14 protein-coding genes are annotated in these 15,750 nt (G+C 62.9%); 2 read left to right on the top strand and 12 right to left on the bottom strand.

The window, feature by feature from the left end; all coding sequences use genetic code 11:
• Positions 1-4 precede the first annotated feature (4 nt).
• The 3 genes from WCT10_04985 to WCT10_04975 are packed head-to-tail and all read right to left on the bottom strand — an operon-like array spanning position 5 to position 3,827.
• Positions 5-1,561 carry a hypothetical protein gene (locus WCT10_04985; GenBank protein MFA6604155.1) on the bottom strand — a complete coding sequence of 519 codons (1,557 nt, stop codon included), beginning with the start codon at positions 1,559-1,561 and terminating at the stop codon, positions 5-7.
• The gene (locus tag WCT10_04980) at positions 1,558-3,225 is read right to left on the bottom strand and encodes a hypothetical protein (protein MFA6604154.1); all 1,668 of its coding nucleotides are present in this window, start codon (positions 3,223-3,225) and stop codon (positions 1,558-1,560) included. The genes WCT10_04985 and WCT10_04980 overlap by 4 nt, the downstream gene beginning before the upstream one ends.
• Entirely contained in the window at positions 3,222-3,827 is a 606-nt protein-coding gene (locus tag WCT10_04975; protein MFA6604153.1) for a CDP-alcohol phosphatidyltransferase family protein, read from the bottom strand. Before WCT10_04975 ends, WCT10_04980 begins: the two co-directional genes overlap by 4 nt.
• Positions 3,828-3,899: 72 nt before the next feature.
• On the opposite strand from WCT10_04975, the gene WCT10_04970 reads away from it, so the two are divergent.
• Entirely contained in the window at positions 3,900-6,017 is a 2,118-nt protein-coding gene (locus tag WCT10_04970) for a hypothetical protein (protein ID MFA6604152.1), read from the top strand.
• A gap of 128 nt (positions 6,018-6,145) precedes the next feature.
• Positions 6,146-6,637 (top strand): hypothetical protein, encoded by a 492-nt coding sequence (locus WCT10_04965; GenBank protein MFA6604151.1) that lies wholly within the window; start codon positions 6,146-6,148, stop codon positions 6,635-6,637.
• 76 nt (positions 6,638-6,713) lie between these two features.
• On the opposite strand, the gene WCT10_04960 is transcribed toward WCT10_04965, so the two are convergent.
• The 9 genes from WCT10_04960 to WCT10_04920 all read right to left on the bottom strand — a co-directional run bounded on the left by WCT10_04960 (position 6,714) and on the right by WCT10_04920 (position 15,644).
• Positions 6,714-7,892 carry a glycosyltransferase gene (locus tag WCT10_04960; protein MFA6604150.1) on the bottom strand — a complete coding sequence of 393 codons (1,179 nt, stop codon included), beginning with the start codon at positions 7,890-7,892 and terminating at the stop codon, positions 6,714-6,716.
• Between the two features lie 10 nt (positions 7,893-7,902).
• On the bottom strand, positions 7,903-9,063 hold the full coding sequence (locus WCT10_04955) for a glycosyltransferase family 4 protein (protein ID MFA6604149.1): 1,161 nt from the start codon (positions 9,061-9,063) through the stop codon (positions 7,903-7,905).
• A gap of 14 nt (positions 9,064-9,077) precedes the next feature.
• On the bottom strand, positions 9,078-10,139 hold the full coding sequence (locus WCT10_04950) for a glycosyltransferase family 2 protein (GenBank protein MFA6604148.1): 1,062 nt from the start codon (positions 10,137-10,139) through the stop codon (positions 9,078-9,080).
• Positions 10,136-10,486 (bottom strand): DUF2304 family protein, encoded by a 351-nt coding sequence (locus tag WCT10_04945; GenBank protein MFA6604147.1) that lies wholly within the window; start codon positions 10,484-10,486, stop codon positions 10,136-10,138. Before WCT10_04945 ends, WCT10_04950 begins: the two co-directional genes overlap by 4 nt.
• A 13-nt stretch (positions 10,487-10,499) precedes the next feature.
• Positions 10,500-11,168 (bottom strand): glycosyltransferase family 2 protein, encoded by a 669-nt coding sequence (locus WCT10_04940; GenBank protein ID MFA6604146.1) that lies wholly within the window; start codon positions 11,166-11,168, stop codon positions 10,500-10,502.
• A 5-nt stretch (positions 11,169-11,173) separates the two neighbouring features.
• Positions 11,174-12,202, bottom strand: coding sequence for an NAD-dependent epimerase/dehydratase family protein (locus tag WCT10_04935; GenBank protein ID MFA6604145.1), 1,029 nt, complete (start codon positions 12,200-12,202; stop codon positions 11,174-11,176).
• 133 nt (positions 12,203-12,335) lie between these two features.
• Complete coding sequence (locus WCT10_04930; GenBank protein MFA6604144.1) at positions 12,336-12,764, bottom strand: GtrA family protein; 429 nt, start codon at positions 12,762-12,764, stop codon at positions 12,336-12,338.
• A gap of 10 nt (positions 12,765-12,774) precedes the next feature.
• Positions 12,775-14,847 carry a S8 family serine peptidase gene (locus tag WCT10_04925; GenBank protein MFA6604143.1) on the bottom strand — a complete coding sequence of 691 codons (2,073 nt, stop codon included), beginning with the start codon at positions 14,845-14,847 and terminating at the stop codon, positions 12,775-12,777.
• Positions 14,844-15,644 carry a hypothetical protein gene (locus tag WCT10_04920; protein MFA6604142.1) on the bottom strand — a complete coding sequence of 267 codons (801 nt, stop codon included), beginning with the start codon at positions 15,642-15,644 and terminating at the stop codon, positions 14,844-14,846. Before WCT10_04920 ends, WCT10_04925 begins: the two co-directional genes overlap by 4 nt.
• Positions 15,645-15,750: the final 106 nt, after the last annotated feature.

Here is a 15,750-nt window from a genome sequence, read left to right as displayed (position 1 = left end):
AAAGTTATTTCTCCACGGTTTCCTCGAAAGAATCGCCCTGCGGCAGGACCAGAGGCGCCGACCCGCGGCCCGGCTCGAACAGCCGGACCAGCCTCGACCACCAACCCCGGCCGCCGCCCGCGTCGCGGCTCAGGATGAACCTCACCGAAGCGATCCGGAGTTCCTGATTCGCCGCGGCGACGCCCGGAGCGGACAGGACGAAACGATGATCGCCGCCGGGTTCGCTGGCCAGACTCGCGGCGGCGAATTCGGCGCGCGCGACCTTGAGCGACCCTTCGAGCCGCGGCGTCTCATACTCGGTCAGGACATACCGTATGCCCCGGGTTTCGAGATCGGCAGCGGTCGTATCCCAGCCGATGACCAGCGGGAACGGCGTGAAATAATCGGCCGCGGAAAATGCGAAGACTCCCTCGGTCTCAAGCAGGATATCGCGTTTCGGCGAAACGACGGTGGCGAGACCAGCGGAATGCAGCCGCCGCGCGTAGACCGCGTTCGGTTCAGCGACCGCGAGCGCGGCGCCGCCGACCGCCAGCTCTTGGAGGCCTTCGGCATGCGAAGTTTTGGCGGTCAAGCTCAGACCGTCGGTCAGGACCGTGAGCGGCGCGGTCCGATCGCTGTAACCGACATGATCGCCGAGATAGAGTCTGCTCGCGAAGACCACTTTGCGCTGCGGCGTCAGGATCTTCCTGATGAAGATGTCGGCCGGAGCCGTGACCTCGATCTGATAGACGCTCTCCTCCGGATCGGTCAGCGAAACCGCGACTGACCGGAGTCCGATCGACCTCTGATCGTCAGTCGTGTCGCCGTCGTCGTCGAGGATGGCGCGGGCCAGAGGTTCGGACTCGCCGGGGCGGTAGACCGAAATCAGGACCGGATCGGCGCCAGCCTGGCGATTCATGTCCTGGATCTGAAAAGTGAAATTGAGCGGCTCGTTCTTGATGTAGGTATAGAGGCGATGCCGGCCGCGGAGCGACGTTTCGAAGCTGCGGACCTCAGAGCGCGGCTCATAACCGGCGATCCGGAGCGGCAGCTGCGCGCTAGTCCGATAAGCCGCGACCTGTTCCACTGGCGGCGGCGAAGAGAAGAAAGCGTCGACTGAAACGTAACGCTGGTCCTTTTCCAGGACCGCCAAGCGCCCGCTCGCCAGGCGGTTCCAGGACAGCGAATCCAAGAGCGGCGCGTCAGCCGGCCGCAGATCATACTGATCGTCGATGTTCGAAGCCAGCGCGCCGATCTCCAGGAGCGCGTTGCCGAGATTCGTGAATCTGACCTCGACCGCCACGCGATCGAAATCAGTCGGCGCCGCGAGATCCAGATAGACCGGGCTGCCGGCGAGCGGCACGAGCCGGCCGACCTCGGCATCGGCGACGACCGGCGCCAGACGTTCCGGCGGCAGCGGCGCCGATACGTACGGCGCCAACCGGACGAGATCGGTCGTGATCGCGAGCGACGAGACCGGCAGGAACGCCCGGCCGATCAGGAACAACAGGAAGCCCGCGACCGCGCTGGCCGCGGCGATCCTGAGCGCGATGGAGTAGAGACGAAAATCAGGCAATTTCATGGCCGGATGAGCGATCTGAAGACGTACAAGGTTTCCTGTTCGAAAGAAACGACCGGATCGATCGTGAGACCGAGCGGCGGCAGCTTCGACGCGCGCAGATATTCGAGATCCCGCGGCGGCAAGGTGATCCCGTAATAATACACCGGCACCGCCGCAACGAGACGCGGCAGCGCGGCATAGGTCGCGGCGCTCCGCAGCGGATAGATGACCGCGCGCTCCGGAAAGATCAGCTTGTCGGCGCGGTCCACGACCACGAGCGCGTTCTTTTCGGTCGCGGCCAACACCTGGCCGATCTCCGCGTCATAGCGCTGCAGATTGCGGCGGATGGCAAGCAATCCCTCCTGAGGAGCGTTGAAGATCGTCCAGGCGGAAACAACCGCCAGAACGGCCAAGGCCAGCGTGCCGACCACCGGACGCCAGAGACCTTTCAGCCGGTCCAAAAGTCTCGCGGCCGCCCAAGCGACCGGCACGACCGACAGGATGAAGATCGGCAGCCAATAGCGGAAATAGGACGTGCCGATGGTCACCGCCGCAGGATCGGGATTGTCCTGGATGCTCCAGCTGCCATAAAACAGGATCAGCCAAACCGTGACGGCCAGAGCCGCGGCCGCGAAGGCCGCCGCCGGACCGCGCGGTTCATCCTGATCCGCTGCGCGGCGCGCAGACGAAACCAACGTGATGCCGCCAGCTAACAAAGACAGCAGGACCAGAATCGTCCACCAGCCGAAAAATTCCAAGCCGTAAACCAAAAAATTATTTCCGGCCGTGCGCGGCGCGAATCCCAGGGGGAACAAATACGGCTGCAGCGGACCGATCAAGGCCGCGCCGCGGCCAGCCGGCAGCGTCACGCCGGAATCCTCGCCCAAGGACGAGGCATAGCCGCTCGCCAGCCAATCGCCGTAAAAGACCTGATTCAGAAAAATGAACGGAGCCAGAGCCAGCGCGCCGACGATGATCAGGGCGGCGAACGGCCGTGGGCTGAGCTTCTTCCAGACGAACGGCAGTAGTGCGAGCGTGGCGATGGCCAGCCAGTAGATCTCCGACATCCGCACGGCGACGGCGAGAGCGAAGAACAGTCCGGCCAATCCCCAATCGACCACGGCCGGATCTGGAGCCGCGCCGGCCGCCCGATGGCGGGCGATCGGACGAACCGCGGCGAAATACGCGCCGAAGATCAGCAGAGACGCGAACAACGTATTCGGCATGAGCGCGCGGCTGGCTTCATACCACCAGACCGGGTTGACCGCGAGCAAGCAGGCGGCCGCGATGCCGACGCGCCGTCCGAAAAGACCGCTGATCAGACCGCCGAACGCCAATACCGCGAGCGCGGCCAGAATCGCCGTGAACCAGGGAATGGCCCGCACGCCGAAAACGGATCCCGCCAGGCCATAGATCACCGGCAGGCCGAGAAAACCGCCCGGCAACAAAGTATCGCCCGCGACCTTGACGCTGCGCGGATGGATCAGTCCGGGCGCCAGCAGATTCAACGGCTCGGCGCGCCACAGCCGCCCCTCTGCCGCCAGCACGGCGGAAAAAAAACCGTTGGCGTTCTCATCCGGAGAAATATATCGCGCCGGCGCCGACCAGATAAGAAACGAATAGGCCGCGGCCAGCGCCGCTGCCGCGAGAACCGAAGCGAACCAGTGGTGCGAACCGGGTTTCATTTGATCCGGGTGTAAACACTGACCAGGGCGCAGATCAGCGCCAGCGCCAGCGTGCTGGCGGACAGATCAGCCAGCAGATCAACCCTGAACCACAAGGCGACGAGGATCAGCAGCACGCCAGCGACCTCGAAAGCCATCTTGACCTTGCCCCAGAAATTCGCCGGCTCGATGACGCCGCGCCGCATCCGCCACCAACCGAAGACGATGACGAAAGCCTCCACGGCCAACAGTGAGACGCCGAGATAAAAATTGATGTACCGGAGCACGATGACGAACAGCACGGAGCCGATGAACAGCTTGTCGGCGACCGGATCGAACACGATCCCCCACTCCGTGATCTCGCGCCGGACGCGGGCGAGCGCTCCGTCGAGAGCGTCGGTGAACGCCGCGAACAAGAAGAGCGACACGCCCCAGGCATAATTACCGGCGGACAACAGGAGCAGCACCGGTATGATCAGGAAGATCCGGAGCAGCGTGAGGTGATTCGGCTTGACCCAGCCCGGAATAAGCGGAATGACCGTCCTGGCCAGCAGGCGGTCCGTCGGCAGCAATCTGATCTGCTGGTTCCATTTTTCCGGATAAGCTTGGTTGAGGAAAAACATAGCGGCGCATGTGCTACAATAAGGTCGATGATCGCCTCAATACCAGGAAAGTATACCCGGATTTCGGCTGTCTTGACAGCAGCAGCGGCTGTCGGGCTTTTCATACCCTGGACCGCCTGGGTCGGGATTCCGCTGGCTTTGGCGTATTTCCTGTTCCACGGCTGGCTGGCAGGCAACCGGCTTTTTCCGTCCGAAACCGGCGGCTGGCAGGCTTATTGGGGGACCGCGAGCTTCGTCGCGGCCGGCGTGATCCTGGGCAGCCTGACCTACTTCTTTTTCAGCCTCGACCGGGTGTTCCTGGCCGCGATCCTGGCGCTTCTCGCCGGCGGCGTCAATTTGCTGAGCCAGCGCGCTCCGGAACTGGACCGGCTGATCGCGCCACCAGAGACCACTGACACCGCGACCAGGATCCGACCCTGGCTGAAACTAGCCGCGGCCGCCGTCGTCGCACTCGAAGTCAGCCTGCTGCTCTACGGTTTCCGGCTGCTCGCCATCGCCGCCACGGACGGAGCGACCCGCTCGCCCTGGGATCACGTGCCGCGGATGTTCTTCGTCCTGTTCTTCATCGCCGCCCTGGGATTGTTCGCGATCACTTGGTCGGGGCTCGCTGCCCGCATCGCCCTGGCCGGCAGCGGCGTCCTGGCACTCCTCATGGCCGGAGTTTCCGCGATCGTCTACAAGGTCGGTTTCGGCTTCGACCCTTTCATCCATCAGGCCGCGGAAAAGACCATCTGGCTGGCTGGCGCGATCGCGCCGAAAACGCCGTATTACCTCGGACAATATTTCTTCGTCGTTCTGCTCGCGCACCTGACCAAACTCGGCGTGGCCGCGATCGACGTCTGGCTGGTTCCGGCGGTCTGGACCCTGATCGGCTTCGGGGCGTTCTGGGGGCTGAAGAAAGCCTGCGGCTGGCCGGCGCGGCTGGCGGCGCCGGCGGCGCTCGTCATCCTGCTGCTGCCGCTGTCATCTTTCACGATGACCACGCCGCAGGGACTGGCTGACGCCCTGGTGCTGCTCGCGGCTTTCGCGAGCCTGCCGATCGCGACCGGACGCTCCGGCGCCAACTGGCTGCCGCTGCTCCTCGCCGCCGCGGCGACCGCCATCCATCCCCTGGCCGGACTGCCGCTCCTGGCTTTCGCAGCCCTGGTCTTCCTCGCTTCGCTTGGTGACCGAATCTGGAAAAAATACCGCTGGCCGCTCGGCGCGGCGTCGGCTGTCATCATCATCCTCGGCGCGATCGCCCTGCCGGCAGCTTTCCTGATCAACGCCCGCCTGTCCGGCGCCGCCGCGGCCCTGAACGAGACCGCCCTGCGCGCGCCCGCGGCGATCATCGAAAATCTGGAAGAGCCCGCGCTCCTGACCCGCCAATTCATGGCCGTCTTCGATTTCGCGTATTTCTGGAGGGCGATCCGCTGGACGGCGCTGCTCACGGCGGCCGGCCTGGGTTTCTGGCTCCTTTTCCGGCGCCATCGCCGAACCGCGGCCTACGCCGGCGGCGCGCTGATCGTCGCGGTCAATTATCTGATCCTCAAGACTGCCGTGATCTTCCCCTTCCTGATCGCTTACGAACGTTCAAGCTACGCCGACCGGCTGCTCGACCTGTTACTGTTCCTCGCGGCCCCGCTCGCCGCCTACGCCTTCGGCCGCACGCTCGACGCCATCGACCGCCGCGGCTTCCCGCTCATGCGCGTGACCCTGGCAGTGCTCATGGCCGCGTTCCTGACCTCGTCACTCTATCTAGCCTATCCCCGTCGCGACAAATATGAAAGCAGCCGTGGCTGGTCCACGAGCGGCTCGGACGTGAAGACCGTCCGCGCCATCGAAGCCGACGCCGCCGGCGAACCCTACATCGTCCTCGCTAACCAGTCGGTGGCCGCAGCCGCGATCCGCGAGTTCGGTTTCAAAAAATATTTCACGTCCCAGGACGCGGAGCGGCCGGGCGAGATCTTCTTCTACCCCATCCCGACCGGCGGGCCGCTCTACGCCGAATTCCTGAAGATGAACGACGCGCGCGGTTCAGCCGCCGCCGCGAAGAAAGCCATGGACCTCGCCGGCACGGACCTCGCCTACTTCGTCGTCACTGATTACTGGTGGCAGGCCCAGAAGATCATCCTGGCCGCAGAACGCCAGGCCGACCAATATTGGAGCATCGACGAGCACGACCATATCTTCAAGTACGTCCGCGACTGATGACGCGCCGAAATTTCGACGACCTCTACGATTGTTGACGCCGAATACGGCGTCTTTTTTCGCTTGACGCACCGCTAGCCCGCGCCTAAGATGACCGCGACCGTTCCTTATCAATGCAGGAGAGACCAATGGACACAACGCGAAGAAATAAGCTGATCCGCCGCTGGGGCGTGGTCTTGACCATCGCGACCGCCGCTTTCTGGATCGTCTGGGGATTGATCTTCGACGACATCCCGATTATAAACGACCTCGGCCTCTTGCCGTCGTACATCGAACTCAACCGCTTTTCGGACATCCTCGTCGCGCCCGTGCTGGTCGCCGTGGTCCTGTACTTCATGAACATCCCCAAGCGCGGATCGGAGTTCATTGATTTCGTCTTGGATTTTCGGTACATCGGGCTTATGACGGCCGTCCCAGCCGCCATCTTCCTGGGCTTCATCTGGGGATTGATCGCTTTCATCGTCGTGCCGCTGATGTTCATGATGCTCACGTTCATCATGCTCATTGCGGCCGTGATCATGTTCGTCTTCATCGAATACTCTTTTTACGCGATGCGATTCCTGTTCTCCCGACGGACCTGGGGACGCTTCGGTCTTTGGCTTATCGCCAGAGACGAGTGAGCATTCTCCGCAGGTTATCTCTTAAAAACCGCCCCGGCTTCGGAGCGGTTTTCTTTTTGAACATTTTCGCCGCCGGTCAACCGCGATAAGTCGCGAGCAGCGCAGCAAGATGTTTCTCCATGGTCAGCTCCCCGGCGCGCTCGCGGCAGCGGGCTGAAAGTTCCGCCCAGCCGTCCGCCGGCTCCGCCGCAGCCCGGACCAAAGACCGCTCCAGATCGGCATCGTCGCCAGCCCGGAACAGGAATCCCGTCCGACCATCAACGATGATCTCCGGAACGCCGCCAGTCGCGGCCGCCACGGCCGGCACGCCGCGACTCAGGGCCTCAAGGATGACCGTCGGCGCATTCTCGATGACGAGCGAGGGCAGCACGACGAACGAAGCGCGGTCCAGCGCCTGTTCCAAAGCCGGACGGTCCAACCGCCCGAGGAATCTGATGCTCGGATCGCCGGCCGCCATACCGGCTGCCGCCGCGGTGAAAGCGCCGGATCCGGCGATCTCCAGGATCGCGCGGTCGCGAAGGACCGACCGCCGCCAGACTTCGATGAGCCGCAAGATACCCTTGTGCTCTTCGACTTGGCCGGCGAACAGAAAGACCGGCTTGCCGCTGCGGGGCGGGACGGACGCGACCGCTGCCGGCGCCGGATTCCTGAAGAGTTCCAGCCGCGACGACGGAAAAAATCCGGCCTGAACGTGCAAGTCTTTCAGGAACAACGACGGGAAGATCACCGCTGCCGGCGAACCGAACAGCCGCCGCAACAGCCGGATGTAGATCTTCTGCGCCCAGCCGCCGCCCAGCGGATCGCGCGCGGCGGCTAACAGCCCGGACGGGTGGAGCAGCTGCACGTCATGGACCATGTGCACGTGCTTCACTCTCAGCAAACGCAGTTGGGCCGGGATCAGGAAACCCAGGCCCATCAGATTATGGGTATGCACGACGTCCGGTTTCTCCCGGCGGACGATATCTGCGAACCGCGCCGCGCTCCGACTGTTGAAGATGTCGAGCCAGTGCCAAGCCAGCCGCGCGATCTGCCCGTGCCGGCCGAGTTCGGTGTAATCGAAGATCTGCGGCGGCCGATAAGCAATGGTCCGAAGGCCGCTAAACTCACGTTCCGGCTTTTCCGCACCGTAAATGCCGTGGACGACCGTGACCTCATGGCCAGCGCGAAGCAAAGCCTCGGCCTCGGCCCGGACGACACTCTCCGCTCCGCCTCTGGCGTTGCGGCCGAATAAATTGGATGCAAATAAGATCTTCATGCGAGCGGGTTCAGACCGACACCGGCGGTCCGGCCAGTTCCTGGACCATCTGCAACAGCCTCCGGCGCCGGATCGCGGCGGAATATTCATTCACCGCCATCTCGCGGGCGGTCTGTCCGAGACGCTGGCGGGCAACGTCATCTCCCAAAAGATCCGCGAGCCGCGCGGCCAGTCCGGAGACGCTTCCCGGCGGGACGCAATAGCCGGTCTCGCCGTGGCGGACGATGGTCCGGACGCCGGGCAGATCGGACGCGACGACCGGCACGCCGGTCGAGAGCGCCTCGAGCGCCGCGATGCCGTAAGCCTCGGAACGATCAATGGACGGGAAAGCGAAAATATCCGCGAGCCGGTAATGATCAGGCAATTCCTCTTCTTTGACCGATCCGGCAAAAGCCACACGGTCCGTAAGATCCAAACTCGCGGCCAGAGCCTCAAGACCCGGACGCAGGTCGCCGTCGCCGACGATGACGGCATGAGCCGTCTTGAGACCGTCCGAAACCAGCGCCTGGAGCAGGTTGGGCACGCCTTTGAAATAATGCGCCTGGTCCAGTCCGCCGACGAACAGGATCACCCGGTCGGCCGGATCAAGTCCGTAACGCGCCAGCAGAGCCGACGGCTTGGGTCCGGGCGCGAAACGTCCGACGTCGACCGGCGGGGCCAGTTCGCGGAAACGGGATTCATGGCCGGCGAAATATCCGGCGAGGCGCGATTCCCGCAGATAATCGAAAGTCGTCACGATGAGGCGGTCGGCCGAACGCAGGATGAACGGCTGGACCCAACGAGTGTGCGCGCCGAAGATCAGACCGCGCAGCCCCTGGCCGACGACATCCATATGATAGACGATCGCGAGCTTGCCGTGCGCCGAGAGCCGCCGGCCGAGAGCGGCGAACTCCGCGCCGCCGAAGAACGGATAATGCAGCAGCACGAGCGCGAACTCCCCCGAGAGTTTCCGTAATTCCGGAGCGCAGGCGGCGTTGCCGACGCGGAACCAGGGCTGGATCTCGCGGACGGAAAAACCTTCGGCCTCGCGCGCCGCGCCGACGGTCGGCGTAAAGACGACCGTCTCATAACCGGCCGCCGCCAGATCCCGGGCGTCGGCTTCAGCGACCTTGCCGATGCCGCCGCGATACGGCGGAAAAGTCGGTGTCACGATGGCAATCTTGGTGCTCATAGAGGCGGAGGCAGTCAGATGATGAAAAGCCGCAACACAGACCACAAGACGGTCATGAGCGGGTTGGCGACATAACGGGTGAAAGGCCCAGCGACCTCCTGATAAGCGATGACCGGCGTGAACAACCGGACGATCTCCCGATCACCGACCTGGCGGAACTTGGCGACCTCGCGGCGGCCGCTCCGGATATGCCGCCAGGCTGCCGGCCGGAAGAAATACGCGTACACGCGGAATTTTTCCCGCCACCAACCGGACCGGACGGCGGCCGCGAGCAGGCCGAATTCGGACAGGATCAGCCAGGGCAGCAGGAGCAGCATGGTCCACAGCCGAAAATTGCGCCACAGGACCAGGTAGCGGTTGCGTTCCATGTAATAGAACTTGGCGACGCTGCGGGAAAATTCGTATTTATGATAGACGACCGACCGCGGCGCCAGCAGATTGCGGAAACCAGCGAGCCGCAGCCGCCAGCCCAGATCCAGGTCCTCGTGGTACATGAACAATTCCTCGTCGAGCAGGCCGACGCGGCGGAGTGCCGCGGCGCTGAGCAGCAAGCCGGCGCCGGAACCATAAGCGATCTCGCGCTCGCCGAGTTTCACGTCAGTGAGCCGCCGGCCGTTGTCGCGGCAATAACCGAACCCCAGAAAGTGAATAGCGTTGCCGGCGCTGTTCACGCGGTCGCGCTCCGGATGCAGGAGTAGCAACGACTGGATCGAACCGACATCAGCGGCCGACCCGGCGACCGCCAGCGCCTCGAGCAAAAAATTCGGCTCGACCTCCGTATCCTGGTTGAGCAGATAAACGAAATCAGCGCCGGCCTCGATCACCTGGCGCAGGCCGACGTTGTTGCCGCCGGCAAAACCGGAATTCCGCGGATTGCGGATCAGGCGCGCCCAGGGATAGGCCGCGGCGATGGCGTCGGCCGTACCGTCGGTCGAGGCATTGTCGACAACCAGGATCTCGACATCGTGCGGCCCGCCCTCACGCTTGGCCAGAGTGCCGAAAAGACCGTCCAGATATTTCCGGGCGTTGTAAGTGACGATGAGAACGACGATCTTCTTGGGATCCGCGGCGGTCATGACTTTACAGCGCGATCATCATTCGCGCGGCGGTCGAGCGTTTCGCGCCGGACGAGAAGCGTCAGGTCATGATCGATCTTGTCGATCCGGACGAAGATCCGAAAGACCAGATAGAACAGCAGGATGATGGAAACATAGATGACCGCGTCCACGCCGCGGCCCACGCCCACGAGGCGCGCGAACCATTCCGTGACGCGCGGCAGCAGCGCGGCCACGCCGACCGCGCCCCAGAACAGGAGCCAGCCGGCCAGTTCGCCGCGGCCCAGCGCGCCCTCGCGAAAACGCAGGATGCTTCGCGAAGCGGCGAAGATCACGAAAGCGACGATGAAGATCTGGATGATGGGCATAGCTTTGATTCGTTCAGCCGATGAGCCGGCGCAGAAGCAGCCGGCCAGCGGTCTTCAGACCGACGAAGAAACTCTGACCCTTGGACAGCGAATAAGCCGTGTAAACCGGCTCGATCGGCACTTCCGCCAGCCGCCAGCCGTGGGTCTTGATCTCCTTGATGATCTCCGACGAGACGTCCATGCGGTCGCAGCGCAGCCGCAATTCGCCGGCCGCTTTCAGGGAAAAAGCCCGGAGTCCCGACTGGCTGTCCTGGACCCACAGACCGAAAAGCGCGTAGGTCAGGGCGTTGCCGACCCAGTTGGCCAGCCGACGCTGGAGCGGCATCTTCCGCCGATCGGCGGTCCGGACGCCGATCGCGACGTCGGCCCGGCCGGCGACGATCGGCTCGATGAGCCGCGGGATGTCCGCGGCGCGATGCTGGCCGTCGGCATCAAAGGTAAAGACGATATCAGCGCCGTCGGCGACGGCGGCCGCGATGCCGGTCCCGAGAGCGGCTCCGAGTCCCCGATTCAAAGCGTGGCGCAAGACCTCGGCTCCGGCTTCGCGCGCGCGAACGCCGGACTCGTCGGACGAGCCGTCATCCACGACCAAAACCCGGTCGCAAGCCGCCGCGAGCGAGCGCACGACTTCGCCGACCGTCTTCGCTTCATTGAAAGCCGGCACGACCGCGTAGACCTTCATACGTTTCAGCGTCCGTTGAAAGTAGAACTGATCAGTCCTTTGTGGGCCGTGGTGTATTCGATCGTCTTCTTCAACCCCTGTTCGAGCGATACGAACGGTATCCAGCCCAGCTGTTCCTTGGCCCGGGTGAGATCCGGCAGTCCGAGCGCAGTCATGAACAGAATTGGCGGCTGGAAGACCACCTTGGAATTCGAGTTGACCATCTTGATGATCTTGTTCGCGACATCGACCAGCTTGACGTCATAGTCGCTGCCGAGATTCACCGGTCCAGGATCGGCCGACAGTTTCATCAGCTTCAGGATGCCGTCGACCACGTCGCTCACGAAGATGAGCGAGGTCCGGAACTTTTCATCGCCGAAAATGATTAGGTCCTTGCCATCGAGCGCGTCGGTCACGAAATCCGGGATCATCTGGCCGTCGAAAAGCGGCATCCGCGGGCCATAGGTCCGGAAGATGCGGGCGATGCGGACATCCAGACCGAAGACGTCCTTGTAAGTGAAGCACATGGATTCGGCCCAGCGCTTGCCCTCGTCATAGCAGCCGCGCGGCGACAGATGATCGAAAGCGCCGAACTCATCCTCCTTGAACAGATGTTCATCGGCCGGACGCGGTCCGTAGACGACCGAGGTCGAAGCGTGAAAAAATTTCGCCTTGTACTTGACCGCGAGGTCGAGCACGTGGCGCATGCCGATGGAATTCGAAAGCAGCGTCTGATGTTTGAACTGATCGAACTTCTTGGCCGAGGTCGGACAAGCCAGATGATAGATCTCCTGTACGCCCTGGAACTTGATCTTGAAGCGCTCGAGCTCCGGATAGGCTTCAAGGTTGAGAGGTTCGTTGACGTCGGCGCGGATGAACTCGAAATCCGGGTTCTGGAGCAGATGATCGATGTTGCGCTCCGTGGAAGTGACGAAATTGTCGACGCAGATGACCTTGTTGTCCTTGAGCAGCTTCTCGCAGAGGAACGAGCCGATGAAACCGGCCCCGCCGGTCACGAGCACGTTCTTCTTGTCGAAGATCGGTGTTTCTGGCATAAATTCGCTTATTTCACTTCAATAATCGCCCTATCCGGGCCTGGTCGAGACTGCGTGAATTATAAATTATCAGGGCGCAATTAACAAGCCGTTTGAAGCGGAAACAGGGCCGAATTAAGCTCAGCCGGCCGGGTCAGTCCCGAAACGTCCACTTCTTCTGCAGGACGAAATTCCAGGCCAGGACGACGAACGTGGCGCTGACCTTGGCGATCAGGTCGTAGACGCCCAGCGATACGGCCAGATGGATAAGGAGGATATTAATGGCGAGTCCGCCGGTCGCGACCGCGAAGAATTTGCCGGCGCGGCGCTGCCAGCCGACGGCATCGCAGCTGAAGGTCCAAAAAGTATTGAGGAGGAAGCTGGAGATGACCGAAAGCACGAAAGAAACGGCGGCCGCGAGCAGGATGTGTTCCGACCACCAAACGAAGCCGCGGGTCAGGGCCAGATAGACGCCGTTGTCCAGGAAAAAATTGATCCCGCCGACGATAGCGAACCGGAAGAATTGCACGGCCGTCCGGCGGCAGCGCCACCATTCGCGGACCCGGGAGATCAGTGCGGGCATAGGCCTGGCGCTACCTGATCAGGCCGACCGCGACACCGCCTTTGAAGGCGGGCTCGAAAGCGTAGAAGGCTGCCGCATCTTTGGCTGACTCGATCACGACGAGCGGGGCCGAACCGACCTGGCCGGCGAGCGTCAGCGGATGTCCGACGCCGGCCGAGAGCCAGCGGACCAGAGCCGCGGTCGCTTTGGAAGCGGCAGCCGTGCGACCGGAGGCGTCGATGGTCAGGACGCCGTAAGCGGTTCCCCGCCTGGGACCGACCACGATCAGATCGCGGCTGCCGGACCCGTCCCGCACGACGGAGAGTCGGCTGCCATCCTGATAGCGCGCGCCGAAAGGCTTGGTCTCGGATTTCAGCTCGCCCTTGGGATTAAAGACTCGCACCGCAGTCGTCTGGCCCGGACCGCTCGCGGTAATGATCTCGTCGCGGCCATCGCCATCAATGTCGCCGGCGGCCACGGAAACACCGCCGCGGAAAGTCTTGTTGAAAGCGAAGAACCCGCCGATCGGCGCGCCGTTCGCCCGGAAAATGCGTACGTGAGGACCGCCGCCCGGACCAGCGCCGGCGATGATCTCGTCGCGGCCATCGCCATCAATGTCGCCGGCGGCCACGGAAACACCGCCCGTGAAGCGCTGGTCGAAAGCCAGGAAACCGCCGAGCAGTTTGGTGTTGCTGTCGAAAATACGGACCTGCGGCCCGCCGCCCGGACCAGCGCCAGCGACGATCGACCGCCGGCCAGCCCCGTCAAAATCACCGATGGCCAGCGAAACACCGCCGCGGAACCCCTCGGCGAACGCGTTGAAACCGCGGATGAACAACCCGTCAGACGTGAACAATCTGATCTCAGCCGCCCGTCCGGGACCAGCGGCAGCCACCACGAGACGGCCGTCGGAACCGGCCGGCAACAGCGAGGAAGTCGTCGATGGCGGCGTCGCCGTCCTCGAGACCATCGACTCGGCCAAACGTCCGACCGCCTTGGCGATATCCAGCCGGCCGCGGCCGATCTTGCCGAAATATCCGGGATTGCTGGGATCGATCCGGAAAGCCGAATCGGTCAGGATGTTCATGATCTGTTTCGGGGTCAGATTGCGATCCAGAGCCCGCAGCAAAGCCACCGCTCCGGCGACGATCGGCGCCGCGACCGAAGTGCCGTTATAGTAACCGCCGTACAGCGCGTCAAAATCCTTGGAGCCGGCGCGATAATACTGCGTGGTCAGGACGCGCGTGCCCGGAGCGGCGATGTCGACGCAACCGGCTCCGAAATTGGAGAATTCAGCTTTGACGTCGCTCTCGTCGGTCGCGGCCACTCCGAAAACGAAATTCTCGTCGCTGCCCTGATCCAGACAGATGGGATAAAGCGGGTTGCGGTCGAGATCGTTCGCCGCGCCGCCCTCGGGGGCGTTGCCGGCCGCGGCCACGATGAAGACGCCAGCGTCGTAGGCCCGACGCAGCGCGATCGCCAAAAGTTCGTTGCGCGACGGACCGGCAAAACTCAGGTTGATGACCTTGGCGCCGTTCTTCACGGCGTATTCGACGGCCCGCACGACATTCTGCGGATCGCCGGCGCCACTCGAATCCAAGACGCGGATCGCCATGATCGTCGACTGCCAGGTAACCCCGACCACGCCTTTGCCGTTATCCCCTTTCGCCGCCGCGATCCCGGCGTTGACGGTGCCGTGATTCACGCCGAGTTTGTTGTATTCTCCGGTCGCTTTCGGCCGCGGATCATTGTCGTTGTCGACGAAATCCCAACCGTAAACGTCGTCAACATAACCGTTGCCGTCATCGTCGATGCCATTGTTGGGGATCTCGCCGTAATTGCGCCAGATATTGTCCTTGAGGTCCGGATGGTCCAGGTCCACGCCTGAATCGATGATCGCGATCGGGATCCCCTCGAACCCGAGCGAACGATTCCAGGCCTCGGTCGCGCCGATCTGCTTCAGATACCAGAGCGATGAAAAATACGTGTCACTCGGAATGCGCTCGGCGGCGAACGCTGGCCACGGCAAAAACGCCGCCAGTTGGATGACGACCAGGCAAGCGGCCAAGAAACGATGCGGCCGCCGGTTTCCGGAGCGATTCATTTTTTCGGCAGGCTCACGAGCCGCTCGTTGATCCGATCGCATGTCTTTAAAAGCTCAAGATCAAGGCCGATGCGGTCGCCGAACTGGGCGAACGTTTTAACATCCTTGGGAAAACAACCGCCGCCGTAGCCGCGATAGCCATCCGTAAAGATCTGCAGATGTCCGGGGCCGATGCGCGGATCGGCCGCGGCGCAGTCCTTGACCGCGTCGTAATCGATCCCGAGTTTGGCGCAGACGTCATAGAACTGGTTGGCGAACACGACCTTCAGCGCCAGGAAACAGTTGCCGAAATATTTGACCGTTTCGGCTTCCGTGGAATTCACGACCTTACTGAAAGGAGCGGCTGGCAGGATCTTCAGTATCGCCTCCGCTTCGCCGGCGCTGGCCGCGGTGACGCCGATGATCTGGCGATCCGGGTGGAGAAAATCCTCGGTCGCGGTCTTCTCGCGCAGGAACTCGGGATTGAACATGAACCGGTGCTGCGGGAAACGCTCCTGCAGGGACGCGGTGGTGCCCGGCACGACGGTGGATTTGATGATCACGGTCTTGGAGCCCGGAATCTTCGCCACGGCTTCGTCGATGTAAGCGGAGATGTAGCCGCCATGCTGCGGATCGAACGGCGTAGGGACGCAGACGAAGATCGCGTCCGCCGCCGCGAGTACGCCGATATCCGCGTGGCCCTTGGGCGGATCGTAAAGCAGGACTTCGTGGCCCGCGCCCTGAAAATATCGGGACACGGCGCCGCCGACCCAACCGACGCCGATCACGCCTATTTTTTTCCCGAGTTCAGCGGTCATAAGCAGTCCGCCAATTGTAACAAAGACCCTGATTTAAGCAAAGGCAGCGCCTCAAGGCTGAAAAACAAAAAATGACCCGCTGCGGGTCAAATCATCGGCTGCGCCG

The organism is Patescibacteria group bacterium (assembly GCA_041667185.1).
GTDB lineage: Bacteria > Patescibacteriota > Patescibacteriia > SG8-24 > SG8-24 > JBAYFM01.
The sequence above is the reverse complement of the archived record's forward strand: the minus strand, read 5'-3'. Positions and strand labels throughout refer to the sequence as shown.